Genomic DNA, 26,538 nt, shown 5'->3' on the forward strand with positions numbered 1-26,538 from the left:
GCCGGAGCTGCGCGCAAGTCAATCGCCCGGGATGTGCGAACCAGTCCCATCGCCGGAGACGTTCCAGCGCCGCGCGCGGTTGATCGCCATCTTGGCATCCACCGCATCCGAAAGCTCACCGCCGAGAATGCCGACGATCCGGTGCAACAGGATCGCCACGTCCGCGGCCTCGAGCTTCACGGCAGCATCTGGCTCACCAGCGGCTACCGCCGCGGCAAGCTCATCAAGCTCCAGCCGCGCGCGCTCCACCAGCGGCGCCAGCGTCTCTGGGTCGCCAAAGGTCTCGCGCCCCCAGGCCCGGATGCTGCGGGAAGTCTCAGGCACAGGCTACCCAAGCGAGGCGACAGCCCAGCTCCTCTCTCCCTACACACCTTTTGCGACAATCCTTATTGTGCAGGCAAGCTGCAGGCCAACAGGGGCCGGGAACGTGCCCCTGACAGTCTCCCGACATCATCAGTCGCCGCGCAGGAGATCACCAACACCGCCGAGCACCGAGCTCTCGCCCTGACCACTCGGCCGCGCATTCGCCAGCACACGGCCAGCCAGACGCGAGAACGGCAGCGATTGCAGCCAGACCTTGCCCGGACCACGCAGCTTGACGAAAAACAGGCCTTCGCCGCCGAAGACCACGCTCTTCACGCCGCCAGCCAGCGTCACGTCGTAGTCGACGCTCGGCTCCAGCGCTGCCAGACAGCCCGTGTCGACATGCAGCTCTTCACCGGGCGCCAGCGTTCGTTCTCGGATCGCGCCGCCGAAATGCACGAAGACCATGCCATCCCCTTCGAGCGACTGCATGATGAAGCCTTCGCCGCCGAAGAGCCCGACCCCTATCCGCTTACGGAAGTCGATCCCGATCTGGACGCCCTTCGCCGCGGCGAGGAAGCTGTCTTTCTGGCAGACGAGCTTTCCTCCGTGCTTGGACAGGTCGATCGCGAGGATGGAGCCGGGGAACGGCCCGGCAAATGCGACCCGCGCCTTGCCCTTGCCGTTATGGGTAAACACGGTCGTGAACAGGCTCTCGCCAGTGATGAGCCGCTTTCCTGCACCGAGCAGGCCGCCGAGAATGCCGCCCGTCTGCGCAGAGCCATCACCGAAAACCGTCGTCATGCTGATCGACGCATCCTTGTACATCATCGAGCCCGCCTCGGCGACGGCGCTCTCGCCGGGGTCGAGCTCGACCTCGACATATTGCATCTCGTGGCCGTGGATCTCGTAGTCGACTTCGTCAGCAACGCCCATCGTGTCCTCCCTTTGACCCCTGAGAGATAGGGACGAACGGGCGCGGCGCGAAGCCTCCTTTGCACCCCTGCCCCGTGGCTGTTACGCCAGGGCATGTTCACGAAGTTCTTCCATGCGCTCAAAGCCCGCGACGTGCCCGTCAGCCTCCGGGAATACCTGACGCTGCTCGAGGCGATGAAGCACGACCTCGCCGACATGAAGGTCGAGAACTTCTACTATCTCTCCCGCGCCGCGCTGGTGAAGGACGAGCGCCACCTCGACCGTTTCGACGCCGTCTTTGGCGAGACCTTCAAGGGCATCGAGAGCCTCGGCGAGATGGTGCCGGAGGGCCGGGAGTTGCCCGAAGACTGGCTCCGTGCCCTGAACGAAAAATACCTGACCGAGGAAGAGAAAGCCCAGATCGAAAAGCTCGGCGGCTGGGAAGAGCTGATGAAGACGCTCGAGGAGCGCCTGAAGGAGCAGGAAGGCCGCCATGAGGGCGGCAACAAGTGGATCGGCACCGGCGGCACCTCCCCCTTTGGCAATTCAGGCTACCACCCCGAGGGCGTTCGCATCGGCGGCACCTCGAAGAACAAGAGCGCGGTGAAAGTCTGGGAGAAGCGCCAGTTCAAGAACCTCGACGACCAGAAAGAACTCGGCACAAGGAACATCAAGGTCGCGCTACGCAAGCTCCGTCGCTTCGCTCGTCAGGGTGCGGCGGATGAGTTCGACCTCGATGGCACCATCGACGCCACCGCCCGCCACGGCTTCCTCGACGTCCAGATGCGGCCCGAGCGCCGCAACGCGGTCAAGCTCCTGGTCTTCTTCGACATCGGCGGGTCCATGGACCCCTATATCGAGCTCTGCGAAGAGCTCTTCTCCGCCGTGCGGTCAGAGTTCAAGCACCTCGAATATTTCTACTTCCACAACTTCCTCTATGACTTCGTGTGGAAGGACAACAACCGTCGGTGGTCGGACAAAACCGAGACCTGGGACGTTCTGCATACCTATGGCAGCGACTACATGGTCCTCTTCATCGGCGACGCCTCGATGAGCCCCTACGAGATCACCATGCCCGGCGGCTCGGTCGAGTACTACAACAAGGAAGCCGGCGCGATCTGGATGAAGCGCCTGCTGCAGATCTACGAGAAAGCCGTCTGGCTTAATCCAATCCCGGAGGATCGCTGGAAATGGGCCCCGTCGATTGATTTGACCCAGCAGCTCTTCGACGGGCGGATGTTCCCGCTGACGCTCGAGGGGCTGGAGCGGGCGATTAGAGAGCTGAAGCGGTGATGAACCAGACCGCTTGGAGCTTTAAATGATCGACATCGCTCTCTCCGCCTTGAGCGTCTGTCTCTCGGTGATCCTATTCCTCATTGCCGGGATAGTGTCATATGTCTTCTACTATTTTTTCTATCACGCACTTCTGGAAATCATTCGGTATGAGCAATCGTTTCCAGCCACTGACAAACACACTTTGAAAAAATGGCGAAAAATCAGAATCGCTACCCGTGTCCTTGTTATCCCAGTCGCGATAATATCGTCTGGAGTCGTCATACATGCGCTAACCATCTCTGTACGCATTATCGCAGCATTCGTTCGTATGGACTTTGCAGCTGAGGTCATGAAAGCAGAGTATGTCGTCTCATCGATAGCGTTGATGGTAGGATACTCCGCAATTCTAGCCTTCTTTTTTACTCGCTACGATGGATTCGCGACGCACCTGAGCTCTGCTTCCAGATCGACCGAGCAGGCTGCTAGCGAGCAACGAGATTCGTAAGACGGAACGATAACCAATTCACCCTTCGTCCACGGACCAGCCTACCCACGCCGTCATCCCGGAAAGCCCCGGACTTGATCCGGGGATTATCCGGGACCCATGGCCGAAAGAGCGACCAGGAGCGCCTAGCTCAAACAACAGGCCATGGGTCCCGGCTCTCCGCTGCGCTCCGGCCGGGATGACGGCCCTCACACCGTCATTCCGGGACGCTCGAAGAGCGGGCCCGGAACCCAAACAGGGCCGAGTATGGGTTCCGGGCTCATACCCGGATCAAGTTCGGGGCTGCCCCGGAATGACAGCGAACACCCGCTTATCCCCGCCCTCACCCACCATGCTACAACTGCTCCGTTCTCCGAAGGAAAGCGGGCCGGACCGGTCGTTCCGTGTTTTGGCTTCGGAGGCGGTGAGGCAGGCGACGGGACGTCACGACCCCGGACCTGCCCGAGAGCTTAAAGCGCTCTGTGAGCCTCTCGCAAAATCACCGCCGGGCGCGGGTTTGTCCGCGCATACAATAAATACTCTGAGCACGGCCAATCTCGCGCCCGGACACCCCGTCCTTCGAGAAACCGGACCTTGGGCCGACCCAGAGTGCTGCCCGCTTCTCAAGCGCTCTCCACGGCTCGACCGTGGTGCCCATCTCGGAACACCAGAGCTAGCTTGAGCGTCAGGAGCTGAGTGCCACGGTCCAGCCGTGGCAAGCGCTCTAGAAAAGCCTAATGCTTACGCTTCGCCTTGTCCGCATAGGGATTGTCACCCGCTCGCAGGAAGACACGCACGGGTGTCCCTTCGAGGTCGAAGCTCTCCCGGATCGAGTTCACGAGATAACGGCGGTAGGTTTCGGGGACCTCGTTCGCACGCTGGCACTTGATGACGAATGTCGGTGGACGCGTCTTGATCTGTGAGCCATAGCGCATCTTGATCCGGCGTCCCGCAACGGCAGGCGGCGGGTGGTGCGCGATGACACCTTCGAGCCAGTTGTTGAACTCCGAGGTCTTTACCTTGGCGTTCCAGTCGCGATAGGCGTCGACGATTGCCGGCATCAGCTTGTCGATATGCCGTCCGGTCAGGCCGGACAGGAAAACGACCCGCACCCCGCCGAATTGCGGGAAGGCCCGCAGGGCATCAAGCCGCAGCTCCTTTGCCGCGCGGTCGGTGTCCTCGACGAGGTCCCACTTGTTGACCACGACGACAGCCGCCCGGCCTTCCTTCTCGATGAAGTCCGCGATCTGAAGGTCCTGCTTTTCGAAAGGCGTGGTTGCGTCGATGACAAGGACCGTCACTTCGGAGAACCTCACCGCACGGAGGGTATCACCGACCGAGAGCTTTTCGAGCTTGTCCTGAACCTTCGCCTTCTTCCGCATACCGGCGGTGTCCCAGAGGGCAACCGGCCAGTCTCGCTCACCGTCGTTCCAGACCCAGTCGACCTCGATCGAGTCGCGGGTTATCCCCGCCTCCGGTCCGGTGAGTAACCTGTCTTCCTCGAGGAGCTTGTTGATCAGGGTACTCTTCCCCGCATTGGGCCGTCCCACGATGGCAACCCGGAGGGGCTTGAACTCAGGCTCTTCCTCTTCGTCCTTGTCAGGATCGATGCCGTGCTTCTCAACGGTCTCGACCAGCGCCTGGTAGAGGTCGGCCATGCCCTCGCCGTGCTCGGCGGAGATCGCCACGGGATCGCCGAGGCCGAGCTCGTAGGCTTCATAGGCGCCTTCCTCGCCGCGGCCTTCGGTCTTGTTCGCCACGACGATGACCGGGGTCGGGCTCTGGCGCAGGATCTCGGCGAGGTTCCTGTCCTGGCTCGTGAGGCCAGAGCGCGCGTCGATCATGAAGAAGGCCACATCAGCCTCGGCCACGGCCCGTTCGGTGCCTTGGCGCATCCGCGCCTGGAGCGAGCCGTCGGCGGCGTCTTCGAGCCCTGCCGTATCCATCAGGCGGACTTCGAAGTCACCGAACTGGATGTCGAGGTCCCGCCGGTCGCGCGTCACCCCCGGCTGGTCATCCACAATGGCCAGCTTCCGCCCGGCAAGGCGGTTGAACAGGGTCGATTTGCCGACATTCGGGCGGCCGATGATCGCGAGTTTCAACATAGCTGCGGGCCGCTAGCAGAAGCGCGGCCCGCTGTCATGTTCCCGCTAGGACAGGAATGCGAGCAGTAGTGCGACCGCCAGCACCGCCGCCGTTGTCAGCGCCGTATAACCCACGGTCCAGTACCGCGCGAGGAGCCCGCCGGGCCTGTGAACTGCCCCGATCCCGCTCAGGACTTGGCCAGTGATATCCCGCAGCGCAGCCCAAATGGCGTGCCAGACATCGGCCGTCATCTGAACGGCAGCCATGAGTGCCTTGCGCCCCGGCACGCGCCAGAACCAATCGACATCGAGGTTCACGCTGCGCACCTCCGGCGGATAGAGCTTGAACCGCACGAGCAGCATGAAGGCGAAGATCGCAAACATCAGGAGCTGCATCTGCGTCGCCACATGCTCCAGCGTGTAGGCGTGATAGTCCGTCTCGTAAGGCAGCAGGCCATAAAGAACCGGCGGGTAGAAGCCGACCAGCAGGCACAGGAACGCAGCCAAGCCCATCGCGATCAGCATGCTGAGCGGTGCCTCCTTCGGACGCGGAGCGCCGTTGCGTAGGCTCGGCGCGAAGCGGTCATGGGCAAAGAAGGCGAAATACGGGATCTTGATGCCCGAGTGTTCGAGCACACCCGCGGAGGCGAAGAGCAGCACGAGCCATGCGAGCAACATATGCTCCTCGGCTGCGGCGAGGGTTATCATCGACTTCGCCACGAAGCCCGAGAACAGAGGGAATGCCGAGATCGACATGGCGCCAACGATGGTGAAGGCCGTGGTCCAGGGCATCGACTTGTGAAGGCCGCCGAGATCGGTCGCCTTGGTCGTCCCCGTCCGGAGGAGCACCGCACCCATGCCCATGAACAGGAGCGCCTTGTAGGTGATGTGCACGAAGGCATGAGCTGCGGCACCGTTGATCGCCAAGGGCGTGCCTATGCCGATGGCGCAAACCATGAAGCCGAGCTGGTTGTTGAGCGAGTAGGCCAGGACCTTGCGCAGGTCATTCTCGATGAGGGCGAAGAAGACTGGAAAGACCGTCATGGTCGCGCCGATCGGGATCAGGATGTCCGTACCGGCGAAACCCCGCGCCAGCGCATAGATCGCCAGTTTCGTGGTGAATGCGGAGAGCATGACGGCGCCAACACCAGAGGCTTTGGGGTAGCTGTCCTGCAGCCAGGTGTGGAGGATCGGGAAGCAGGCCTTGATACCGAAGGCGAAGAGGATGAGCGCCGCCACCGGATCGACGCCGGCCTCACCCACAAGCTTGAACGCACCGAATTCGGAGCTGCCGCCGCGCACGAGATGCAGCGCGATGCCAGCCAGCAGCAAGAGCCCCGACATCACCTGGATCACGAGGTAGCGCATGCCAGCCTTGAAAGCAGCATGCCCGCCACCGGCCCAGATGATGAACACGGACGAGATCGCCGCGATTTCCCAGAAGACAAAGAGGGTCAGGAGATCACCAGCCAGAGCCCCGCCGATGGCGGAGCCGGCATACACGATGCCCATGGAGGCTTCGACCTTGGTCGCGCCCTGCCAGCCATAAATGACGTTCACCAGTGCAGCGATGTGGAAGATGGTGGCGAAGACCACGGACAGCTTGTCGAGGCGGAGGGGAATGAACTCATAGCCTGCGACTTCCGTGATGCCATACATCTGGGCGTCGCCCATTGGCCCGACACCAAGGGAATACATCTGCAGGAAGCCGAGCGCCACGGCGATCACGCCGATGATGCCCCTGCCCCGCGGGCCGAAGAAGACCATGAGCACGCCGGCGACCATCAGGATGATGGCTGGGTTCGTCTCTGCAGGAAGGAAGGGGATCACTCGTCAGTCTCCCCGAGGCTGATCGACCGCATGCGGACTTCGTCGTCAGTATTGATCCGGGGCATCGTTGCCTCCGGGCCGTCGTAATAGTCCTCGGGCCGCATTACGATCTTGCGCAGGTGCTGGCCGACGAGAACGATGAAGGAGAAGCTGACAAAGCCGACGATGCCGTAGAACACCGGGTTCTTGTCAAAAAGCCAGCCGAAATGAGGGTGGGTCTTGTGCAGGACCGCCAGCACGATGTTCATCAGCGCAAAGAACAAGCCCGTGCCAGGGACGAAGAACCACATGAAACGGATCCAGCCCGGCGTTTCGAAAATCGAGCGCTCCTCGGGCAAGATGTCCGGGTGCTGTTCGTCGCTCATAGACCCTCCACAAGGGGTTCGAGGTACCGGATGATGTCACCCATGTAGAAGAACAGGACAAGGCAGCCGATGGCTGTGAACCAGGGCGGGAACAGACAGAAGGCAGGCGCTTCCTTGATCTCGGCCGCCTGGTTGCCCGGAACGGGGTCCATGAATGCGCGGACGGCCGGCGTCAGCAGGTAGACAATGTTCATCAGGCTCGAGAGGATCAGCACACCGACCAGGATCGCATCACCGGTCTCGATCGAGCCGAGCATCAGGAGGAACTTCGGCCATGTTCCTGCGAAGGGAGGCAGACCGATGATTGAACAGGCGCCGATGATGTAGGCCGTGAAGGTGTAAGGCATGACCCGGCCAAGGCCCCGCATCTCTGAAATGTACTTCTTGTGATGGGCGACGGCGATGGCACCGGCGCACATGAACAGGGTCATCTTGCCAAGGGCGTGGGCCGCGATCTGGGCGCCCCCGCCGAGAATGCCATAGCGGCTCGCGATCATCGCGCCCAGCGTCACGTAGCTCAGCTGGCTGACGGTCGAATAGGCAAGCCTGGCCTTGAGGTTGTCCTGGGTCATCGCGATGGCCGAGGCGATCAGGATCGACGCCGCCGCTACATAGGTAATGATATCCGCGGCCGCCGACTGACTCAGCTCCACCGCGCCGAGGGTGTAGATCGAGATCTTCAGGACACCGAACACCCCGGCTTTCACGACAGCAACGGCGTGCAGGAAAGCCGAGACGGGCGTCGGCGCGACCATGGCGTTGGGTAGCCAGGGGTGGAACGGCATCAACGCCGCTTTCGCCGTGCCCCAGGCGAAAAGGCAGACGATGATCGAGAAGACCAGCGGCATGTTGGCCGAGACCTGGCCCAATATCCCGCCGAGCGCGAAATCGGTCGTCCCGGTCAGGCCGTACACCCACACCACCGCCGGGAGCAGGAGCCCGATGGAGGTTCCCATCAGGATGCCGAGATAAACCCGCCCCCCTGCCCTCGCCGCCTCATCCCGTTCATGGGTCACGAGCGGAAATGTCGAGAGTGTCAGCGCTTCATAGAAAAGAAAGAAGGTGAGAAGATTGCCCGCATAGGCAATGCCCAGCGCCGCGGAAATCGCAACACAGAACGCCATGTAGAAGCGCGTCTGCCCACCCTCGTGATGACCGCGCATATAGCCGATCGAATAGCAGGTGTTCACCACCCAGAGGCCCGAAGCAATCAGGCCGAAGAGCGCGCCGAGCGGCTCCACCGCGAGCTTGAGCGACAGGCCGGGAAGCATCTCGACGATGTCGATCTCCGGCCGCGCGCCGTCGCCCACGCCGATAAAAATCGTCACGGCACAGTAGAACGTAACAAGGCCAGCCGTGATGGATGCAGCCTCGCGCAGGTTCGGCGAACGGTCGAGAAGCGCGACGACGAAGAAGGCGACGAGCGGAGCGGCCATGCTGACCACCACCGCCGTCTCGAGCGGAAGGAGCTGGAAGAGACCTGCCATCAGCTTGTCCCTCCGAAACCGAGGCCGGTGGAGAGAAGCGTTTCCGCAGCCTGCCGGCAGAGGCTGACAAGCGTCGCGGCATCTATGCCGAGATAAATCGTCAGCGCTGCCATCAGGACCATCGGCACGACCATCATCATCGGGACCGGTTTCGGCTGCCTGCCCACAGGTTCTTCAAGCAGCATCGTCCACGCGATCCGACCGATATAGGCGACCGCGAGCAGAGAGCTGGCAACAATCATCAGGACAATGACAAGAGAGGGCACAGCGAGAACGCTGTTGAATGCGGCAGCCACCAGCACCCACTTCGAGATGAAGCCGCCGGTCAGCGGTACGCCGATCAGGGACAGCCCGCCAATCAGGAAGACGGCCGTGGTCACAGGCATCCGCTTGCCGAGCCCTCTGTATGCGGAGAGCCTGTGCGAGCCGAGGGCATAGAAGACCGCACCGACAGCGAGGAACAGCGTCGTCTTCATCACCGCATGGTTGACCACATGGACAAGGGCCGCGGCCACACCGTCCACCGTCGCGAAGCTGATCCCGAGGAGCATGTAGCCGATCTGCGCCACCGAGGAATAGGCGAGGATCATCTTTACGTCCTCGCGGAAGATCGCGATCAGGCTGGCATAGAACATGCCGATCAGGCCGAGGATCAGGAAGAAGGTGAAGGCGACATCGATGAAGCCGAAATTGAAGCCGAACACCGTGAAGAGGAACCGCAGCATCGCGTAGATCGCGACCTTCGTGCTGGTGGAGGCAAGGAACGCGGTCACTGGAGAGGGCGCGTAGGTGTAGGCGGCGGGGAGCCAACGGTGCAGCGGGAACATGGCGAGCTTCAGCCCCAGCCCCGTCAGGATGAAGGCATAACCTGCGCGCACGACCTTGTTGTCGACCCCCGCCAAGCGATCATGGAGGTCGATCATGTTGAGGGTGCCGGTCACCTGATAGAGAAGGCCGAGGCCGATGACGAAAAACGTCGCGCCGATCGTGCCGAGCACCAGATAGGTAAAGGCGGCGGTCAGCGCCCGGCGATCCCGCTTCGCCCCCATGGCGACGAGGGTATAGGTCGAGAGCGAACTGATCTCGAGGAAGACGAAGACGTTGAACGCATCCCCCGTTGCGACCACGCCCATGAGCCCCGCAAAGACGATGAGGAACATCGCGAAAAAGGCGCTGGTCTGGCTGGGGACAATCTCCTCCCGCGCACTTTCGATCGCATACGGAAAGGTGACGGATGCCATCAGGGCGACGAGCGTCATGACGATCGCGCCGGCCAGGTCGACACGGTAGATGATCCCGAGCGGGCTGGCCCATCCGCCCAACGCGTATTCCACGGGCCCGACGACCGCGACCGTGTGGAGCAGCATCGCCGACAGGACGAGCGCGATCCACGCAACGAGGGTCGCGAAGGAGCCTGCAAGCCGGTTGTTGGGGAGGAGTAGGCAGACCGGTGCCGCAACGAGCGGCAGGATCACCGGCAGGACGGGGAGGTCATCGAGCAACATCAGCGCGCGACCTCTGCGACTTCGGCTGCGTTGTCCATGCTTTCGAGGTCATCTTCCTCCACTGTTCCGTAGGCCTCGCGGATCCGAACCGCGAGCGAAAGACCGACAGCCGTGGTCGCCACCCCGACGACGATGGCCGTGAGGATGAGGACATGGGGCAGAGGGTTGGAGTAAAGGATATCAGTCGCCGCCGCCGCGGCGTCGCTGCTGGCTCCCGCGGCATGGGCAGCGTCGCCAGCGACGTCCTTGAACAGCTCGTTCGCTGGCGTGGCCGGCGGCTGCAGGTGCAGGCTCTCCGTCGCCTGCCCGCCCGCACCCGGCTGCCCGTAGCCGATTTGATTGGTGACGGATGGATCGGTCGCCTCATGGGCAGCGCCCTCTGAGACGAGATGTTCTGCTTCGTCCGACGAAACGAAACCGACCGGCGCTTCGGAATGGCTCTCGCCGTGGCCTGCGCCATGGTCTCCGCCGTGGGTGCCGTCCTTCTTTTTGTTCTCGATCAGGATCGGGGCAGTGCCGCCGATGACCTTCCCCACGGTGATGTAGAAAATGAAGACTGAGGTCTGGAACAGGTTCAAGCCTATCAGCGTCTTCACCAGGTTGCCCCGTGCAAAGACGATATAAAGACCCGTCATCATCAAACAGATGACGATCCAGTAGTTATAGCGTGCAAGGATGAATTCGAGCATTACCAGGCGTCGTCCATCGGTTCAGGCTCGCGCGCCGCGAAAGCGTAAAAGATCTGCAGCATCGTCGCAGCCACGGCGAGGCCGACGCCAAGTTCGACCACGATGATACCAATATGCTGGCCTGCATGGTGGTGGCTGTCGGGCTGGATCACGTCGTAGTCGAGGAAATTGCCGCCAAGCAGCATCGTGTAGATTCCGGTTCCGGCGTAGATCAGCACACCGAGGGCCATGCCAACCGGCAACCAGCCCGGCGGAATCACCTTCTGGCAGCGATCGAGACCGAAACCGAGAGCATGGAGGATGAAGGCCGCAGCGAGGGTCACCCCGGCCTGGAACCCGCCGCCGGGACCGTAATCGCCGTGGAACTGCACGTAGAGCGCGAACAGAATGATCGGCGCGAAGAGCAGCTTGATCGTGACGCGAAGGATCAGGTGGCCCATCGTTCAGTGCTCCTCGTCGTCATGGCGGCCGCCGCCTCGGATCGACCCCGCACCAAGCAGGAGAAGGCAGGCAAGGCCAGCGGTGAAGACGACGACCGTCTCGCCGAGCGTATCGAAGCCGCGATAGCTGGCAAGCACGGCCGTGACGATGTTCGGGACCTCGATATCCTCAGGCGTCCTCTCGATGTATTGCGCACCGACATAGACGTTTGCCGGCGCGTTCGGATCGCCGAAAGCCGGCATGTCGATGGTCGCATAGACAAGCGCTGCGCCCACGACGAGCACGATCGCCAGCGGCAGGAAGGTCCGTTCCCGGTCCACCGGGAGTTCGCGCTTGGCGGTCAAGGCGATCCCTGAAAGGACGAGCACGGTCGAGACGCCGGCACCGACCGCAGCCTCCGTGAAGGCCACGTCCACGGCATCGAGGGCAACGAAGAAGGCGGCGGACAGCAGGGAATAGATGCCCGACAACATCGCGACACCGAAAAGCTGGCGCATGCGGATCATGGCGAACGCCGTCGCTGCGAGCATGGCGAGGATGAAGATCTCCACCGCAAAGGCAGCGGACAGGCCGGGAAACTCGCTTTCGGCGAGGAGTTCGCTGGCGGGGGCGACGGCCTCGGCAAGCAGCATCATTCCGCGGCCTCCTTGATCTCTCCGTCCGCGGTGATGTCTACGGGGACGTTCTGCCTGAGGAGCAACTTACCGGTCAGCGGAGCCTCCCGCCCAGCATAAGCGGCGTGGGCGATCGAGTGTGTGGCCACGGGACTCGTCATCATCATGAAGAGGAAGATCAGGACCAGCTTGATCCCCGTCATCGTATCGGGAACCTGCAGCAGGAGGCCAAGGAGGATCAGGTCCGCACCGAATGTATCGGTCACACCGGCTGCATGGGTTCGCGTGTAGAAGTCAGGAAACCTCAGCACACCAACAGCGCCGAGGATGACCAAAGCACCCCCGGCAAGCAGGAGCGGCCAGGAAAGGATGTCGAGCAGAAGCTCCATCAGCGGCGATCCCCTCTGATAAGGTCCATATCGGCCATCGAGGCGGACAGCCGTCCGTACCGGAAGAACTTCAGGATCGCGATCGTCGCGATGAAATTGATCAGCGCATAAAGCAGCGCGATGTCGAGGAAGGCCGGTCTCCCCATCAGGAAGCCGAGCACGGCAAGCAGCAGCACGGTCTTGGTCCCGAAGCTGTTCACGCTGAGAACGCGGTCATAGACGGTTGGTCCCGCGATGGCGCGGAAGAGCATGATGATCATCGCGACGATGATCGCAGCGGCGGCAGCGGTGAACATCAGCTCCCCTTTCCGGCTTCAAGCCGCGAGACCTTCGCGCCCATCGCGCTGATCCCGTCAATATCCGCAAAGCTTTCGTCGAGCGCATGGATCAGGAGGCAGTCCTCCCGCACGTCAACGGTCACCGTGCCCGGTGTCAGGGTGACCGAATTGGCGAAGATCGTCTTGGTCAGGTCCGAAGGCTGCGTGGCGGGGACGCGGATCAGCTTGGGTGCCAGGCGGATTTGCGGCCGGACGACCTCGCGCACGACCATCACGTTTGCCTTACCGATCTCGAGGATCAGCCAGGCCATGTAGCTGATGATGCGCGGGAAGACCGATGTAGGCACGCCTTCGCGGTCAATCGTTTCCGCCCGGTCGGCGAACCAGAGCGTGACGGCGACCGAGAAGGCGCCGAAGCCGACAAGCGTCGCCTTGTTCCAATACCCTGAAAGCAGCAGCCACAGCGCTGCCAGGGCCAGCATCAGAACAAGGCGGCGACCGGAGATCTTGAGAAAACTCAGCAAGCGGGACCGCCTTCGTTTCGGGCCGCGCTAGCACCATAGCTGCGCAGCGAGGCCGGAAAAAAGCAGATGAAACGCGCGCGTCAACCTGCAAGCGCGCGAATTAGGCTCAAGCTATTGAACAAGCGGCTAACAGCATGGTCTGGCGCATCATCGATGGGTGGCCTAGGCTGGTTCCCCACTAGGAGAAGTGTCATGCGCCCATTTGTGATTCTCGCCCTCACCGCCCTTCTGGCCGCCTGCGCAGGTGCGCCGAAGGAGCTGGTCGAAGGCCCCTACTACACCGAAGGCTTCTCCGATGGCTGCCGCACGGCTGAGGCGCGCCGTGCGGCATTCGACAATCGCAGCTTCCGGAACGAGGAACTGTTCAGATTGCAGCCGAGCTATGCCGCCGGATGGCGTCAGGGGTTCGCCGAATGCCAGCCGCCCCCGATCGTAGGCCCGCAACCGACGAGTCCGGGTTCCGTCGAGCCGGTTCTGTAAGCACGACCGGTCGAGCTTTCCCGATCGGGTGAGGGGTTGGCCCCCTCACCCTGAAGCTTTCTCCGCCCGGTCCGATCAGGGCAGTTCTACTCTGCCGCCATCGCCTCGGGATTCGGCGGCGTCCAGCGCAGCACCGGTTTGCGAGCTGCCCTGGTCTCGTCGAGACGGCCACGCGGGGCAAAGCGCGGAGCGTTCTTGAACCGCTCGGTCTCGCCTGCTTTCGCGGCTCGTGCGAGGGCAAGGAGCGAATCACAGAACTCGTCGAGGGACTGCTTCGATTCCGTCTCGGTCGGCTCGATCAGCATCGCACCGGAAACGACCAGCGGGAAGTACATGGTCATCGGGTGGAAACCCTCGTCGATCATCGCCTTTGCGAAATCGAGCGTGCCAATGCCCGTATCCTTCAGCCATTTGTCCGAGAACAGAGCTTCGTGCATGCACAGCCCCGGATAGCCTTGGGTCATTTCCTCGGCGAGGCGCACACGGACATAGTTCGCGTTGAGAACGCTGTCCTCGCCCACCTTCTTCAGACCGTCGGCGCCATGACTGAGCATGTAGCTCAGGGCCCGGACGAACATCCCCATCTGCCCATGGAAAGCGACCATGCGGCCAAAGCTCTTGGCAAAGTCGCCTGTCTCTTCCTCGATGATCCGATACGTATCACCCTCCTTCACGATCGCGGGGATCGGCGCGAAGGGCCGGAGCGCTTCGGAGAGGACCGTCGGGCCCGAGCCCGGACCGCCGCCACCGTGGGGTGTACTGAACGTCTTGTGCAGGTTGATGTGCATCGCGTCGACGCCGAGGTCGCCGGGGCGCGCCTTGCCGACGATCGCGTTGAAATTCGCGCCGTCGCAATAGAAGTAGCCGCCCGCCTCGTGCACCGCATCGGCCATGGCGCGAATGTCGCGTTCGAACAGGCCGCAGGTGTTGGGGTTGGTGACCATGATCGCCGCGACATCAGGACCCAGTTTCGCCTTCATCGCCTCGAGGTCGACCCGGCCATCTTCCGTAGCCGGAAGCTGGTCCACGGAAAAACCGCACTGCGCAGCCGTGGCCGGATTCGTTCCGTGAGCAGATTCCGGGACCAGCACGCGGGTCCGGGTCTTGCCCTCGCCCTTGGCCTCGATCGCTGCGCGGATCGCCATCATGCCGCAAAGCTCGCCGTGGGCCCCGGCCTTGGGCGACATCGCCACGGCGGGCATGCCCGTCAGCTCACAGAGCCATTCCTGCAACTCATGGATCAGCGCAAGCGCGCCCTGCACGGTCTTTTCGGGCGCGAGGGGGTGAATGTCCGCGAAGCCCGGCAGGCGCGCCATCTTTTCGTTGAGACGCGGATTGTGCTTCATGGTGCACGAGCCAAGCGGGAAAATCCCCATGTCGATGGCATAGTTCTTCTGGCTCAGGCGCACGAAATGGCGCATCGCCTGCGGCTCGGTGAACGCCGGCAGGTTGACCTGTTCGTCAGCACCATGACCACCAAGGCGGCTCTTGATACCCGACGGTGCAGGCGTGTCGATGCCACATTTCTCGTAGGAGCCTTCCTCGAAGAGGAGCGGGACTTCGAGCTGCAGGGCCTTGTGACCGGTGAAGGTTTCGTTCGTCATCAGATGATCCCCCTTATGCCGCGAGCGCGGTCTTGAGACCGTCCGCGAGGGCTTCAATATCGCTGTCCTGGGTCAGCTCGGTGGCGGCGACGATGAGGAGGTTCTCGGTCTCCTCACGGCCCGGCCAAAGGCGGGTGCCGGGGACGCCGGCGATGATGCCTTGGTCCGCGAGCTGATCGACCACCTCGCCGGCATTCTTCGGCAGGCGGACGGTGAACTCGTTGAAGAAGGCGTCATTCAGGACTTCGACACCGTCGATGGCTTCGAGGGCATCGGCCGTCTTGCAGGCGTTCTCGTGGCTGAGCGTCGCGACTTCCCGCAGCCCCTTGCCGCCCATCAGCGACATGTGGACCGTGAAGGCGAGTGCGCACAGGCCGGAGTTCGTGCAGATGTTAGACGTCGCCTTGTCGCGGCGGATATGCTGCTCACGGGTCGAGAGTGTCAGGACGAAGCCGCGCTTGCCCTCCGTGTCCACCGTTTCGCCGCAAAGGCGGCCGGGCATGTGCCGGATATGCTTCTGGCGCGCAGCAAAGAGGCCGAGATACGGACCGCCGAAGTTGAGCGCGTTGCCGATTGACTGGCCCTCGCCGACGACGATATCGACGCCTTGGCTGCCCGGTGATTTGAGCAGGCCCAGCGAAACCGCTTCCGTCACGACGGCGACGACAAGCGCGCCGTGCTGATGGGCCTTCTCGGTGATCCCTGCGAGGTCGCGGAGGAAGCCGAAGACGTCCGGGGACTGAACGATGACACAGGAGGTTTCGTCGTCGATCATGCCTTCGATCGCGCCGGCACCCGGCGTGGCCGGAGCCTGGAGAACCGTGTCGCCGATCAGCTCTTCATTGGTGCGGACAACCTCGGCATAGTGAGGGTGCAGGCCCCCGGCCATGATGACCTTTTTCCGCTTGGTGATCCGGCGCGCCATGAGCGCGGCCTCGGCCGTCGCGGTGGAGCCGTCATACATGGAGGCGTTGGCGACCTCCATGCCGGTGAGCTCTGCAACCTGCGTCTGGAATTCGAAAAGGTATTGCAGCGTACCCTGAGCGATCTCGGGCTGGTAGGGCGTGTAGGCCGTCAGGAATTCCGAGCGCTGAATGATGTGGTCCACCGTCGCCGGGACGTGGTGGCGGTAGGCCCCTGCCCCCGCGAAGAACGGACCGTCGCCCGCAGCATGATTCATCCTGGCATAGGCACCAAGATGCCGTTCGACCTCGAACTCGCTCTTGTGGTCGGGCAGGTTCAGCTTCGGGTTCAGCGCGTCCTTCGGCACGTCGCTGAAGAGGTCGTCGATGTTCCGAGCACCGACGGTCTTCAGCATGTCCTGCCGATCCTGCGCGGTGAGGGGTAGGTATCTCATGTTTCGGTTCCACCACACTAAAAGTCGATCCGGCCGGTGCGCAGCGGGTCTCGCTGTCGGCGTTCCGGATCGACGCTGCTTATTTCTTCAGCCTGCTGAACAGCAGGAGCAATATCGCTATCGCCGCACCCGTCCCGAGGCCGACGACCCAGTCGTTGAGAGCGACCCCAACGCCTGTGCCGACGGCAATGGCGATGGCGATCGCAGGCGTTCTATTCATTTCTTGGCCCGCCGGGGATCTTGGCGACGGCCCTGAGGATCAGGCTCACCACTACGCCGAGGCCGATACCCCAGACAAACCCGAACGCGACGTTGTCCGTAGCCGTCGCGAGACCCACGCCAATGGCAAAGCCCGTCGGCATGCCAAAGAGCCATGCGTTGGACTTGGGCTCCTTCTCAGGCATTCGCGACGTGTTCTTTATACGCAGCTTCGTCCATCAGGCCGTCGAGTTGCGAAGGGTCGGAAAGCTTGAGTTTCACGAACCAGCCGTCGCCTTCGGGCGCGTCGTTGACGCCCTCCGGGGCATCGACGATGGACTGGTTCACCTCGATGACTTCACCGGACACTGGTGCGTAAACGTCCGAAGCTGCCTTGACCGATTCAACCACTGCCATGTCGTCGCCCTGGCTGAAGCTCTTGCCGACGTCAGGCAGCTCGACGAACACGACATCGCCGAGCTGTTCGGCGGCGTGCTTGGTGATGCCAACAGTGGCCGTGTCGCCTTCGACGCGGATCCATTCGTGGTCTTTGGTGAACTTGGTCGTCATTTCTTGGGCCCTCGGTAGTAGCGCGGTTCGATGAAGGGGAGGCGCACCACCTGCGCCGGATGAAGCTTGCCGCGGATGTCGAGCATGATGTCTGTGCCCTCCTCCGCATACTGAGCGGGAACGTAGCCCATGGCAACCGGGCCTTCCACCGTCGGGCCGAAGCCGCCAGAGGTCACCTTGCCAATGGTCTCGCCGTCAGCAGTCTTGATCTCGACGCCTTCGCGAGCGGGCGCACGGCCCGACGGCTTGATGCCGACACGGATGGGGCTACAGCCCTCGTTCAGTTCTCGGAGCACGCGTTCCGCGCCGGCAAAGCCGCCTTCTTCTCTGCGCCGCTTGCCGATGGCGAAAGTCAGCGCTGCGCCGACAGGCGAGATCTCCGGGTTCATGTCATGGCCGTAGAGGCAGAGGCCCGCTTCGAGGCGCAAGCTGTCCCGCGCGCCAAGGCCGATAGGCTTCACCCGCTCGTCATCGAGAAGAAGGCGCGCGATTTTCTCAGCATTCCCGTTGGCGACGGAGATCTCGTAGCCGTCCTCACCGGTGTAGCCGCAGCGACTGAGAAGGACCGGCACCCCGTCGATCTTGGAAGCACGCACCGACATGAACGGCATTTCGGCCGCTTCAGGATCGAATCCTGCGATCACCTCATGGGCCTTCGGACCCTGAATGGCGAGGAGGCAGCGATCGAGCACCTCCAGCTTGGCGCGATCCCCGAGCTGCTCTTCGATATATTTGTAGTCCTGCTCCTTCACTGCCGCATTCACGACGAGGAAGAGCTGGCCCTCGCGATCCAGGTTTTCCGGCAAGCGCGTGACCATCAGGTCGTCGAGAATGCCGCCTTCGTCATTGAGCAGGAGCGTGTAGCGGATCCTGCCCTTGCCAAGCTTCTGGATCTCGCCCGGCACGAGCTTTTCGAGGAGGCCCGCGACCTCGCCATGGTTGCCGCTTTCCACCGAGAGGAACGCCTGGCCCATGTGGCTGACGTCGAAGAGGCCCGCGTTCTCACGCACCCAGAGATGCTCTTCCTTGACGCCGGTCGGGAACTGGACGGGCATGGAGTAGCCCGCAAAGGGCACCATCTTTCCGCCGAGCTCTTCATGGAGATCGTTCAGCGGCAGTTTTTTCGTATCATCACTCACAGGGCGTAGGCCTCCATCGCGAGAGGGGTATCCTCCGCTTCGGCCCCGGCTGTCCTCGCCCTCTTTTCAAGAGCGCCTGAGAGATTCGGCAGGACGGGACGTCCCACTTGCTCCTTCGGCAGGGCCTGCCAGCCCTTTTCCAGCCTTTACGGCCCCTCCGCGGTCCTGTTGCCTGAGCGTTTCCGGGGTGGTTGCGCCTTCGGCCTCGCTGGTGTTGTGCGATGTCTCCCGCGGGGGAGCGCGACGCCCATGCGTCACCGACATGAAGTGCCCGCGATTGGGCGGAACGTCAACTTGTCAGAGGGTGAGAGCACCTTTAGGCCGCAGCTTATGAGCGCAGATCCCGAGAAGCTTCTCACCGCCCTCCTCGACAAAGCCAAAGCCCAAGGCGCCGATGCCGCCGATGCTTTGCTCTACAAAAGCCTGTCGTCCAACGTGTCCGTGCGCTTGGGCGAAACAGAGGAGGTTGAACGGTCGGAGAACCAGGACCTCGGCCTGCGGGTCTTCATCGGCGACAAGCAGGCGTCGGTGAGCTCGACGAACTTCCGGGAGGATGCCCTCGACACGCTGGTCGAGCGGGTCGTGCAGATGGCACGGCTCGCACCGTCCGACCCCTATGCCGGCCTCGCCCCCGAGGACCGGCTGGCCAAGCCGCCCTTCCCCGACCTCGATCTCTCCGATGGCTACGAGCCGACGACGGAAGAGCTGACCGAGCGGGCCAAGGCCTGCGAGGATGCGGCGCGTGCAGTGGAAGGCGTCACCAACTCCTCCGGAGCCGGAGCATCGGTTTCGGCAGGCGAAAGCTTCTTCGCCACGTCGCACGGTTTTTTTGGCCGCAAGCACGGCGGTTCGCATTCGGTCGGCGTCTCCGTCCTCGCTGGTGAAGGCACGGCGATGGAGCGGGACTATGAGAGCGATGCGGCGGTGCACTTATCCGATCTGCGTGATCCTCGCGATGTCGGGCGAGAGGCGGGCGAGCGCACTGTGAGGCGCCTCAACCCGCGGAAAATGAAGTCCCAGCAGGCTCCGGTCATTTTCGAGCAGCGGCTGGCCGCCTCCCTGCTGGGTCCGCTGGCGAGCGCGGCCAATGGCGCGGCAATCGCGCGGAGGACCTCGTTCCTGCTGGACAAACTCGGCGAGCGCCTCTTCCCCGAGACCATCATCGTCCGGGATGACCCGCTGCGGAAACGGGGCTTCGGCTCGAAGCCCTTCGATGGCGAAGGCGTGACCTGCGAGCCCTTCGACCTGATCGACAAGGGTGTCCTGACCCAGTGGTACCTCAACTCTGCCCAGGCGCGGCAGCTCGGTCTCGAGACCAATGGCCGGGCCCGGCGCGGAACAGGCGGTGCGCCCTCCTCCGGGCCGTCGAACCTCGACCTCCTGCCAGGAACCAAGTCTCCGGAAGAGCTGATAAGGGATGCGGGCAATGGTCTCCTTGTCACCGATATGTTCGGGCCCCAAATTAATGGAAATACGGGCGATTATTCTGTCGGTTGCTCAGGCTTTGCCATTGAGAATGGAGAGATCGCCTATCCCGTCAGCGAGATCACCATCGCCGGAAACCTCCTCGACATGTGGGGTTCGATCACTGCCGGGAACGACCTCAAGCGCAAGGGTTCGGTCAACGCGCCGACCCTGCTGATCGAACGGATGACCATTGCTGGCAATTAAGCGCAATGCGCTGCCCACATTCGAGAACGAGCGCGACGCCCTGATCGGCGCGGCGGTGGAGGCTGGACACGCCATCATGCCGATGTGGCGCGATGTCAGCCTCGATGTCTGGGCGAAGGACGACCACAGCCCCGTTTCGGAAGCTGACCTCCGCGCAAACCAGATCCTCAAGGAAGTGCTGCTGCACGGTGCCCGTGCCGACTATGGGTGGCTCTCCGAGGAATGCGCGGACGACCGGTCACGCCTGGAGCGGGAGCGGACCATCATCGTTGATCCCATCGACGGAACGCGGGCCTTCGTGAAGGGCGAGGACGGCTTCACCGTCTGCCTCGCCATCACCGAAGGCAAGGACGTCATTGCGTCGGTGATCTACGCCCCTGCCCGCGACGAGATCTTCGCCGCGGCACGGGGGGCGGGCGCCTCCCTCAACGGCAAGCCGATCGCGGCGTCCGATTGCGAAGGGCTCGAAGCGTGCCGAATGCTCGCCCAGAAGAGAATGTTCGACCACCCGGCCTGGCCCGAGCGCTGGCCCTCCATGGATATCCACTACCGCAACTCGACAAGCGACCGGATGGCAGGCGTCGCAGCGGGCCGCTTCGACGGAACGCTGGCCCTGGTCCCCAAGGCGGACTGGGATGCCGCACCAGGCGCCCTGATTGCCGAAGAGGCAGGCGCGAAGGTCAGCGACCACTTGGGGCGCCCTTTGCGGTTCGACAGACCGAAACCCGAACAGCCGGGGCTTGTGTGCGCCGCACCCGGCCTCTATCCGCACGTCATCCAGCGCCTGTCGCACCTCCCTGCTGACCTGCGCTCCATCCAGAAATAAGAGACTTCGATGAGCGAGACCGAATCCCCGCAACTCCTCCACCTCGTTTTCGGCGGTGAGCTGACCAGCCCCCGCGAAGCCCGCTTCCGCGACCTCGACAAGCTCGACATCGTGGGCATCTTCCCGAACAAGGCCGAGGCGGAAAAAGCCTGGCGCGCCAAGGCGCAGGCCACAGTCGACAGCGCTCATACGCGGTATTTCATCGTCCACCTGCACGAGTTCCTGGACCCGGACGGCGACGGGCTTCTTTAAGTTCGCTGGGCGCTACCGCCCCGCTGGCCGCGCGGCTATTTGAGCGCCGGCTGTGTCAGCGCTTGGCACTTGCGTCGCGTGTTCCGTGCGTGGTGAGGCAGTCATGCCGGACTTCATCTGGAAACCGCCAATAAAAAAGCGCGCCTCAGGGCGCGCTTCGCCGTTTTGGGTCCGGAAACCTAGGCCTCAACCGGTTCCAGCTCCTGCCAGCCACGGCGCTTCCGGCTCGACGGCTGGTAGGTGGCGCTCGCAGCGATCATGAGCGGCAGACTGACGACGACAGCCGTAACGAAAGCCAAGGCTGCGAGGAATGCGCCGAGCGAAACCACCAGCGAGCTGAAGAAAGCCTGCAGCCGCTGCCTGTGGGCGAGGGCCGAACCCTCGCGGCGTGTGATGTCCGCGATCATCTGTTATAGATGAGCAGAGACCGCGGAAAAAGCAAAGGCCCTGAGGTCGCAGGGTGAACGATTTGCTACAGGTTCGCGAGGACGTGTTCGGCCGAGCTCACCTCGAAGGCGCCCGGCTCCTCGACGAAGATCTTCTCGACCTTGGTTCCGTCAAGGATCATCGCAAAGCGCTGGCAACGCTTGCCCATTCCAAAGGCCGTACCGTCCATCTCGAGGCCGAGCGCTTCGGTAAGGGCGGCGTTGCCATCGGCCAGCATGACGATGCCGTCGGCGTTCGCGCTGTCAGCCCAAGCCTTCATGACGAAGGCGTCATTGACGGACATGCAGGCGATCTGGTCGATGCCCTTGGCTTTGAATTCGTCCATCTTTTCGACGAAACCAGGCAGATGCCGTGCCGAGCAGGTCGGCGTGAAGGCACCGGGAACGGCGAAAAGGACGGTTTTCTTGCCGCCGAAGACTTCGTCAGTGGTGACCGGCTTGGGCCCCTCATCGGTGGCTTCGAAGATCTGGACGGTAGGGATAGCCTGTCCTGGTTCGATCATCGTGACATTCTCCTCGTGGATCTGGCGAGTTGTTGCGTTGGCGTTCGAATGCGCCCAGCCGCTCTCGGGAACAAGCCCCCGGCCTGCAATCCGCCAAGACGCTGAAGCGTGAAAGTTGTCGCATGGAACCCGCCCGCCAGCGGGCTAATTCGATATCATGGCCCATTCAACGATCCCCTCCATCGACCTGAGCAAGGGTTTTGTCGGCAAATTGATCGTTGCGATGCCGCATCTGGCCGATACGCCTTTCGAGCAAGCCGTTTGCCTGATCTGCAGCCATGACGACGAGCATGCCTTCGGCGTCGTCGTCAACAAACCGATGAGCGGGATCACCGTGGCGGAAGTCGTCTCGCAAATGGATATTGACGCTGACGAGAGTGCCGAGCGGGCGCCGGTGTTCTTCGGTGGTCCCGTGGACCTGCAGCGCGGCGCGGTGCTCCATACCCTCGATTTCAAGCAGGACGAAACCGTGGTCATCGGTCCGAATATCGGACTGACCGCAACCAAGGACGCGCTCGAGGCGATATGCACCTCCGACCGCGCGCCGGAGAAATGGCGCCTGGTGATGGGCCATGCCGGTTGGGACGGTGGCCAGCTCGAGAACGAAATCAAGCGCAACGACTGGCTGAGCATCGATGCGACTGAAGACCGAGTCTTCGGCGGGCCAGCCGATGCATGGGACGAGGCGCTGAAACACCTCGGTATCAGCGATCCGGCCCTGTTCGCAGGGCAGGACAGCCCGGTCATCAGGCCGAACTGACCCCTTCGCTATCGCAGGCCGTTGGCCCGGAGAGAGGACACCCCGCCGCGCGGTGCGGCGAGGCTGCCATGGCCGCGCTGTTCCGGAAGCGGGATATGCAGCGCACGGAAGGCATTGCCGACACCGAAGAGCGCGCCGTCCTCACGGGCGTCCGATGCATCCTCCGGATCGCGAAGCTCACGGACGAGGACGGGGGCTTCGAACTTCCGCGCGATGGCGTCGATCGCTGATTTCCGGCCACGCTTCCGGGTCATCACGTCGCTCGCATCGACCCAGACCATCTGCGGCTGGATGCCTTTCACCGGACGGGCGCGGGGATCATCAACGATGAAAGCAATGCCGCCCCCTGCCTTGCGGATATCATCAGCCATGAGCGCGAAGGACTTCATGTCCTTGTTCGCAGGCAGACGGACACCCACCAGCAGCGCGCCGCGCGGCAGCTCATGCACCCGCACGGCCTTGCCGACAGCAGCGGCAATCTGGCCAGGGCGCAGGTCGAGGGCGGATGCATCGAGAATGGCGAACGGGCCCTTCACCTCGCCAGCCTGCATGAGGTCTTTCAGGATCGAGGCCGCTTCATCGATGGTCTCCTTGACCACGTCCTCGGAAAGCGGTCCCGGCGGCATGCCGATTTCGAAACCCGAGATCGTCTGGTCACGGAGGAGTGCAACCGGCCGGAAATGGGACGGCACATCGGCGTAGGACGGAGCCTCCAGCTGCGCGGGCTGGTCGGCGGAAAGCGGCTGGATGCCCGTCACGGCCGCATCGAGGCGCATGAGGACGCCGTCGTGGTCGACCTGGCGGCGACCGCGGAATTGGAACCGGGCATCGCCGGTCTGGAGCGTCACGTCGAAAGGCCCGGAAACGGGATCGGAACCGCCGAGCACTTCCTCGTCAAACAGGCGCAGGGCCTCGGGCGCAAGACGGCTGCGCAGGCCTTCCGGGGTGAGATCATCCGCACGCTGCACATGCAGCGCGCGGAGGACGTCGTCCCCTGCCCGCACCTCGGGCTGGGCCAGCGCGTCCCAGATGTATTCGTCATGTTCAGCCTCGAGGACGGCGCCTGCCGGGTCCTGATGCCAGTAGTTCGAAACCGGGTCACCGCTTTCGGCGTAACCCGCTGCGGTCGCAGCGGCTGCCGCTTCGAAGGCAGCAGGTTCGTAAGGCTCCTGCGGGAAGGTCGGTGGCGCGTCGAAGGCTTGCGCAGGCTGGCTCTCATGCCGACTGAAGCGCGGCTCGGGGCGCTCCCGAGGCTCACGCGCGCGGGGGCTGCGCTGCACATCGTCGAACACAGACCCGTCGTCATTGAAGAGCGAGACCGGCCGGTACTGACCGGCCTCCGCCGCGCGCCGTTCGCTGCGCGACGGCACTCGGATGTCGTCAGCGACAAACGGCGCGGAAAGCGTCGCGAGGAGAATGCCCGCAGCCACGGCCACGATCGGCGTGACCACCGGCATCATGCTTTGAAGGCTGCCGGCTACCGGATCGATCATCAGCAGCGAAGCAAGGATCGCAAGGAGCACGCTGAGACCAAGGAATGCCTTGCCGCGCGGGTCGCGAACCATGGCGAAGACCAGGAGCCCTGCAGACAGAGCGGTTGCCGCGAGCATGGCGAGCTGCGCCTCTGCAGCGTAGCCGAAGCCGGCAACCGTCGCGCCGCCAAGGCTGAGGAGGATCCCGATCACGACCGCCGAAATCCCCGCGACCAGCAGGTTTTCCCGTCCGGTATGAAGGACGGCATTAACGAAGAGCAGGAGCGCGGACGCCGTCAGCGAGCCGATCAGCGTCTTGGTGCCCGGCGTGACGAAGTCGAGCCCGCCGAACAGCACGGCCTCGGAAAGAGCGGTCAGGACAACAAGCGCAAAGCCGGCGGCAGCGGTCCCCGACCGGCGCGCGAAGATCAGGACGAACAGCCCGAGAGCCCCCACTGCCAGCGCGCCCAGAGTCGCTGTCTCCACCGTCGAGAAACCCGAAGGGTCCATCGCCGCCCGACGCGCCAGAAGGTCCGCGTAGCGGTCAAATGAGAAGGCGTTGCCCAGATCGCCCATACCGCATCCATCTTTCGTTATATTGCCCCAGAGGGACAGAATTGAGCCAGAAACTCTCGAAACGCAAGATTGACGCCAAGGATCTGTTAACGAAACCTATTTCAGGCCGCGCAGCGCTTCCTTCACCGCGGCTGTGTCGGAGGGCACGACGCTGAAGACCTCGTCTTGCGAGAACAGCTGCTCCGATGACACCGGGAGATCAGGCGTCTTTCCGGTCGCGGCGGCGACGGCTTCCGGGAATTTCGCCGGGTGCGCCGTGGCGAGCGTCACGATCGGCCCTTCGAGTGCATCCTCCCTCGCCCGGCGCGCGCCGTGGATGCCGATCGCCGTGTGCGGGTCGAGCAGCGTGCCGTAATGGGCGGCGAAGACCGCCATCACGGCCCGGACTTCGGGCTCCCCCGCCTTGTAGGACACGAAATCCTTCGCAAGTTCCGCCCGGAGCTCTTTACTCAGGCGGAAGCGGTCCGTCTCGCGCAGGCACGCCATGAGGTCCGCGGTCATCTCGGCGTTCCGTCCGGAAGCTTCGAAGATCGCACGCTCGAAATTGCTGGCGATCTCGATATCCATGGAAGGCGACGAGGTCGGCAGGACCCCCCGCTTCTCGTAGATCCCGACCCGGAGCGCGCGGTCGAGAATGTCGTTCTCGTTGACGGCGATGATGAGCTTGCCCACCGGCGCGCCGAGCTTCTTGGCGACCCAGCCTGCAAAGACATCGCCGAAATTCCCGGTGGGGACGGAGAAATGGATATCGTCTCCTTCGACCGCCAGACACGCCCAGATGTAGTAGCTGACCTGCGCCGTGATGCGGGCCCAGTTGATCGAGTTGACCCCTCCAAGGGAGACCTCCGCGGCAAAGTCCCGGTCGGCGAAAAGCTCTTTCACGATCGCCTGGCAATCGTCGAACGTACCTTCGACAGCGAGATTCAGGACATTCGGCGCGCCGCTCGTGGTCATGAAGCGGCGCTGGACACCCGAGATCCGCTCATGCGGGTGAAGGGCGCAGATCGACAGGTGCTCCCGGTTGGCAAGCGCGGAGACGGCGGCTCCGCCAGTATCCCCGGAGGTGGCCACGACGACGGTCATCGCCCCGCCGCTCTTCTCGAGGCTCCGCTCGAACAGGCGGGCGATGAGCTGCATCGCCACATCCTTGAAGGCGAGCGTCGGGCCGTGGAACAGCTCCATCACCTTCTCGCCGCCAAGATCGACGACAGGGGTGACGTCGGGATGCCGGAACGTTGCAAAGGCTTCTTCGGTGAGCCTGCCTGCTTCCTCGCGGCTCATCTCGTCGCCAGCGAACAGGTGCAGGACCTCCGCTGCGATCTCGGGGAAGCTTGCGCCCTTCATCGCGCGCCAGTCGCGAGGCCCCGGCCAGCTCTTCGGGAGATAGAGACCGCCGTCCGGGGCAAGGGCCTTCCTGAGGACCGTGTCGAAGTTCGCTTCAGGTGAAGCGCCGCGGGTGGAGATATATTTCATCGAGAGCCCTGAATCCTGCGTCAGGAGG

The 26,538-nt window shown here is 63.2% G+C and carries 30 protein-coding genes and 2 riboswitches; of the genes, 7 read left to right on the forward strand and 23 right to left on the reverse strand.

Translation table 11 applies throughout. The features are described 5' to 3' along the window. Positions 1-18: 18 nt before the first annotated feature. Positions 19-324 carry a dATP/dGTP pyrophosphohydrolase domain-containing protein gene (locus tag IE053_RS12855; protein ID WP_189576597.1) on the reverse strand — a complete coding sequence of 102 codons (306 nt, stop codon included), beginning with the start codon at positions 322-324 and terminating at the stop codon, positions 19-21. Positions 325-453: 129 nt separating this feature from the next. After that, positions 454-1,239, reverse strand: coding sequence for a TIGR00266 family protein (locus IE053_RS12860; RefSeq protein WP_189576599.1), 786 nt, complete (start codon positions 1,237-1,239; stop codon positions 454-456). A 93-nt stretch (positions 1,240-1,332) separates the two neighbouring features. Here IE053_RS12860 and IE053_RS12865 point away from each other — a divergent pair, with 93 nt between their 5' ends. Both IE053_RS12865 and IE053_RS12870 read left to right on the forward strand, forming a co-directional pair. Further along, positions 1,333-2,511, forward strand: a complete 1,179-nt coding sequence (locus IE053_RS12865) for a vWA domain-containing protein (protein WP_189576601.1) — start codon at positions 1,333-1,335, stop codon at positions 2,509-2,511. Between the two features lie 25 nt (positions 2,512-2,536). Next, positions 2,537-2,998 (forward strand): hypothetical protein, encoded by a 462-nt coding sequence (locus IE053_RS12870; RefSeq protein ID WP_189576603.1) that lies wholly within the window; start codon positions 2,537-2,539, stop codon positions 2,996-2,998. A gap of 713 nt (positions 2,999-3,711) precedes the next feature. On the opposite strand, the gene der is transcribed toward IE053_RS12870, so the two are convergent. Genes der through IE053_RS12925 form a run of 11 tightly spaced genes read right to left on the reverse strand, consistent with a single transcriptional unit; the run spans position 3,712 to position 13,183 of the window. Continuing rightward, complete coding sequence (gene der / locus IE053_RS12875; protein WP_189576605.1) at positions 3,712-5,082, reverse strand: ribosome biogenesis GTPase Der; 1,371 nt, start codon at positions 5,080-5,082, stop codon at positions 3,712-3,714. A 45-nt stretch (positions 5,083-5,127) separates the two neighbouring features. After that, on the reverse strand, positions 5,128-6,891 hold the full coding sequence (locus IE053_RS12880) for a Na(+)/H(+) antiporter subunit D (protein WP_229786219.1): 1,764 nt from the start codon (positions 6,889-6,891) through the stop codon (positions 5,128-5,130). Further along, positions 6,888-7,256 (reverse strand): hypothetical protein, encoded by a 369-nt coding sequence (locus tag IE053_RS12885; protein WP_189576607.1) that lies wholly within the window; start codon positions 7,254-7,256, stop codon positions 6,888-6,890. The genes IE053_RS12880 and IE053_RS12885 overlap by 4 nt, the downstream gene beginning before the upstream one ends. Further along, on the reverse strand, positions 7,253-8,743 hold the full coding sequence (locus IE053_RS12890; protein ID WP_189576615.1) for a proton-conducting transporter transmembrane domain-containing protein: 1,491 nt from the start codon (positions 8,741-8,743) through the stop codon (positions 7,253-7,255). The genes IE053_RS12885 and IE053_RS12890 overlap by 4 nt, the downstream gene beginning before the upstream one ends. Next, positions 8,743-10,248, reverse strand: a complete 1,506-nt coding sequence (locus tag IE053_RS12895) for a monovalent cation/H+ antiporter subunit D family protein (protein ID WP_229786220.1) — start codon at positions 10,246-10,248, stop codon at positions 8,743-8,745. The genes IE053_RS12890 and IE053_RS12895 overlap by 1 nt, the downstream gene beginning before the upstream one ends. After that, a complete protein-coding gene (locus IE053_RS12900) occupies positions 10,248-10,937 on the reverse strand; it encodes a sodium:proton antiporter (RefSeq protein ID WP_189576618.1) in 690 nt (229 codons plus the stop codon). The genes IE053_RS12895 and IE053_RS12900 overlap by 1 nt, the downstream gene beginning before the upstream one ends. Continuing rightward, positions 10,937-11,377, reverse strand: a complete 441-nt coding sequence (locus tag IE053_RS12905; protein WP_189576620.1) for a Na(+)/H(+) antiporter subunit B — start codon at positions 11,375-11,377, stop codon at positions 10,937-10,939. Before IE053_RS12905 ends, IE053_RS12900 begins: the two co-directional genes overlap by 1 nt. 3 nt (positions 11,378-11,380) lie before the next feature. After that, positions 11,381-12,013: a DUF4040 domain-containing protein gene (locus tag IE053_RS12910; protein WP_229786221.1), complete on the reverse strand. Its 633-nt coding sequence runs from the start codon at positions 12,011-12,013 to the stop codon at positions 11,381-11,383. After that, positions 12,010-12,381, reverse strand: coding sequence for a monovalent cation/H(+) antiporter subunit G (gene mnhG / locus IE053_RS12915; RefSeq protein ID WP_229786222.1), 372 nt, complete (start codon positions 12,379-12,381; stop codon positions 12,010-12,012). Before mnhG ends, IE053_RS12910 begins: the two co-directional genes overlap by 4 nt. After that, the gene (locus IE053_RS12920; RefSeq protein ID WP_189576622.1) at positions 12,381-12,677 is read right to left on the reverse strand and encodes an MrpF/PhaF family protein; all 297 of its coding nucleotides are present in this window, start codon (positions 12,675-12,677) and stop codon (positions 12,381-12,383) included. Before IE053_RS12920 ends, mnhG begins: the two co-directional genes overlap by 1 nt. Next, positions 12,677-13,183 carry a Na+/H+ antiporter subunit E gene (locus IE053_RS12925; protein ID WP_189576624.1) on the reverse strand — a complete coding sequence of 169 codons (507 nt, stop codon included), beginning with the start codon at positions 13,181-13,183 and terminating at the stop codon, positions 12,677-12,679. Before IE053_RS12925 ends, IE053_RS12920 begins: the two co-directional genes overlap by 1 nt. A gap of 192 nt (positions 13,184-13,375) precedes the next feature. On the opposite strand from IE053_RS12925, the gene IE053_RS12930 reads away from it, so the two are divergent. Next, the gene (locus tag IE053_RS12930) at positions 13,376-13,663 is read left to right on the forward strand and encodes a hypothetical protein (RefSeq protein WP_189576625.1); all 288 of its coding nucleotides are present in this window, start codon (positions 13,376-13,378) and stop codon (positions 13,661-13,663) included. A gap of 86 nt (positions 13,664-13,749) precedes the next feature. Here the strand turns inward: IE053_RS12930 and gcvPB are convergent, their stop codons facing one another. The 6 genes from gcvPB to gcvT all read right to left on the reverse strand — a co-directional run bounded on the left by gcvPB (position 13,750) and on the right by gcvT (position 18,531). After that, positions 13,750-15,267: an aminomethyl-transferring glycine dehydrogenase subunit GcvPB gene (gene gcvPB, locus IE053_RS12935; protein ID WP_189576627.1), complete on the reverse strand. Its 1,518-nt coding sequence runs from the start codon at positions 15,265-15,267 to the stop codon at positions 13,750-13,752. Positions 15,268-15,280: 13 nt separating this feature from the next. Further along, a complete protein-coding gene (gene gcvPA / locus IE053_RS12940) occupies positions 15,281-16,624 on the reverse strand; it encodes an aminomethyl-transferring glycine dehydrogenase subunit GcvPA (protein WP_189576629.1) in 1,344 nt (447 codons plus the stop codon). A gap of 79 nt (positions 16,625-16,703) precedes the next feature. Further along, positions 16,704-16,844 carry a hypothetical protein gene (locus IE053_RS12945; RefSeq protein WP_189576630.1) on the reverse strand — a complete coding sequence of 47 codons (141 nt, stop codon included), beginning with the start codon at positions 16,842-16,844 and terminating at the stop codon, positions 16,704-16,706. After that, the gene (locus IE053_RS12950; protein WP_189576632.1) at positions 16,837-17,028 is read right to left on the reverse strand and encodes a hypothetical protein; all 192 of its coding nucleotides are present in this window, start codon (positions 17,026-17,028) and stop codon (positions 16,837-16,839) included. The genes IE053_RS12945 and IE053_RS12950 overlap by 8 nt, the downstream gene beginning before the upstream one ends. Beyond that, positions 17,021-17,392: a glycine cleavage system protein GcvH gene (gene gcvH / locus IE053_RS12955; protein ID WP_189576634.1), complete on the reverse strand. Its 372-nt coding sequence runs from the start codon at positions 17,390-17,392 to the stop codon at positions 17,021-17,023. Before gcvH ends, IE053_RS12950 begins: the two co-directional genes overlap by 8 nt. After that, positions 17,389-18,531, reverse strand: coding sequence for a glycine cleavage system aminomethyltransferase GcvT (gene gcvT, locus IE053_RS12960; protein ID WP_189576636.1), 1,143 nt, complete (start codon positions 18,529-18,531; stop codon positions 17,389-17,391). The genes gcvH and gcvT overlap by 4 nt, the downstream gene beginning before the upstream one ends. A gap of 39 nt (positions 18,532-18,570) precedes the next feature. Beyond that, a riboswitch (glycine riboswitch) is annotated at positions 18,571-18,681 on the reverse strand. Continuing rightward, a riboswitch (glycine riboswitch) is annotated at positions 18,682-18,772 on the reverse strand. It abuts the riboswitch before it with no gap. An 89-nt stretch (positions 18,773-18,861) separates the two neighbouring features. On the opposite strand from gcvT, the gene IE053_RS12965 reads away from it, so the two are divergent. From IE053_RS12965 to IE053_RS12975, 3 genes are read left to right on the forward strand one after another with little or no spacing between them, the layout of a single operon-like run. Then, positions 18,862-20,202: a TldD/PmbA family protein gene (locus IE053_RS12965; RefSeq protein ID WP_189576638.1), complete on the forward strand. Its 1,341-nt coding sequence runs from the start codon at positions 18,862-18,864 to the stop codon at positions 20,200-20,202. After that, entirely contained in the window at positions 20,189-21,028 is an 840-nt protein-coding gene (locus IE053_RS12970) for an inositol monophosphatase family protein (RefSeq protein WP_189576640.1), read from the forward strand. Before IE053_RS12965 ends, IE053_RS12970 begins: the two co-directional genes overlap by 14 nt. A gap of 9 nt (positions 21,029-21,037) precedes the next feature. Next, positions 21,038-21,280 carry a DUF4170 domain-containing protein gene (locus IE053_RS12975; protein WP_189576642.1) on the forward strand — a complete coding sequence of 81 codons (243 nt, stop codon included), beginning with the start codon at positions 21,038-21,040 and terminating at the stop codon, positions 21,278-21,280. A gap of 179 nt (positions 21,281-21,459) precedes the next feature. On the opposite strand, the gene IE053_RS12980 is transcribed toward IE053_RS12975, so the two are convergent. Beyond that, the gene (locus IE053_RS12980; RefSeq protein ID WP_189576644.1) at positions 21,460-21,687 is read right to left on the reverse strand and encodes a hypothetical protein; all 228 of its coding nucleotides are present in this window, start codon (positions 21,685-21,687) and stop codon (positions 21,460-21,462) included. Positions 21,688-21,752: 65 nt separating this feature from the next. Continuing rightward, positions 21,753-22,229 carry a peroxiredoxin gene (locus tag IE053_RS12985; RefSeq protein ID WP_189576646.1) on the reverse strand — a complete coding sequence of 159 codons (477 nt, stop codon included), beginning with the start codon at positions 22,227-22,229 and terminating at the stop codon, positions 21,753-21,755. Positions 22,230-22,386: 157 nt separating this feature from the next. Here IE053_RS12985 and IE053_RS12990 point away from each other — a divergent pair, with 157 nt between their 5' ends. Then, on the forward strand, positions 22,387-22,989 hold the full coding sequence (locus IE053_RS12990) for a YqgE/AlgH family protein (protein WP_189576648.1): 603 nt from the start codon (positions 22,387-22,389) through the stop codon (positions 22,987-22,989). 8 nt (positions 22,990-22,997) lie between these two features. Here IE053_RS12990 and IE053_RS12995 read toward each other — a convergent pair whose 3' ends face one another. Next, positions 22,998-25,037 carry a hypothetical protein gene (locus IE053_RS12995; protein WP_189576650.1) on the reverse strand — a complete coding sequence of 680 codons (2,040 nt, stop codon included), beginning with the start codon at positions 25,035-25,037 and terminating at the stop codon, positions 22,998-23,000. 96 nt (positions 25,038-25,133) lie between these two features. Beyond that, entirely contained in the window at positions 25,134-26,510 is a 1,377-nt protein-coding gene (thrC, locus tag IE053_RS13000; protein ID WP_189576652.1) for a threonine synthase, read from the reverse strand. Positions 26,511-26,538 lie beyond the last annotated feature (28 nt).

This window comes from Parvularcula lutaonensis (genome assembly GCF_014651915.1).
Taxonomy (GTDB): Bacteria; Pseudomonadota; Alphaproteobacteria; order Caulobacterales; family Parvularculaceae; genus Parvularcula; species Parvularcula lutaonensis.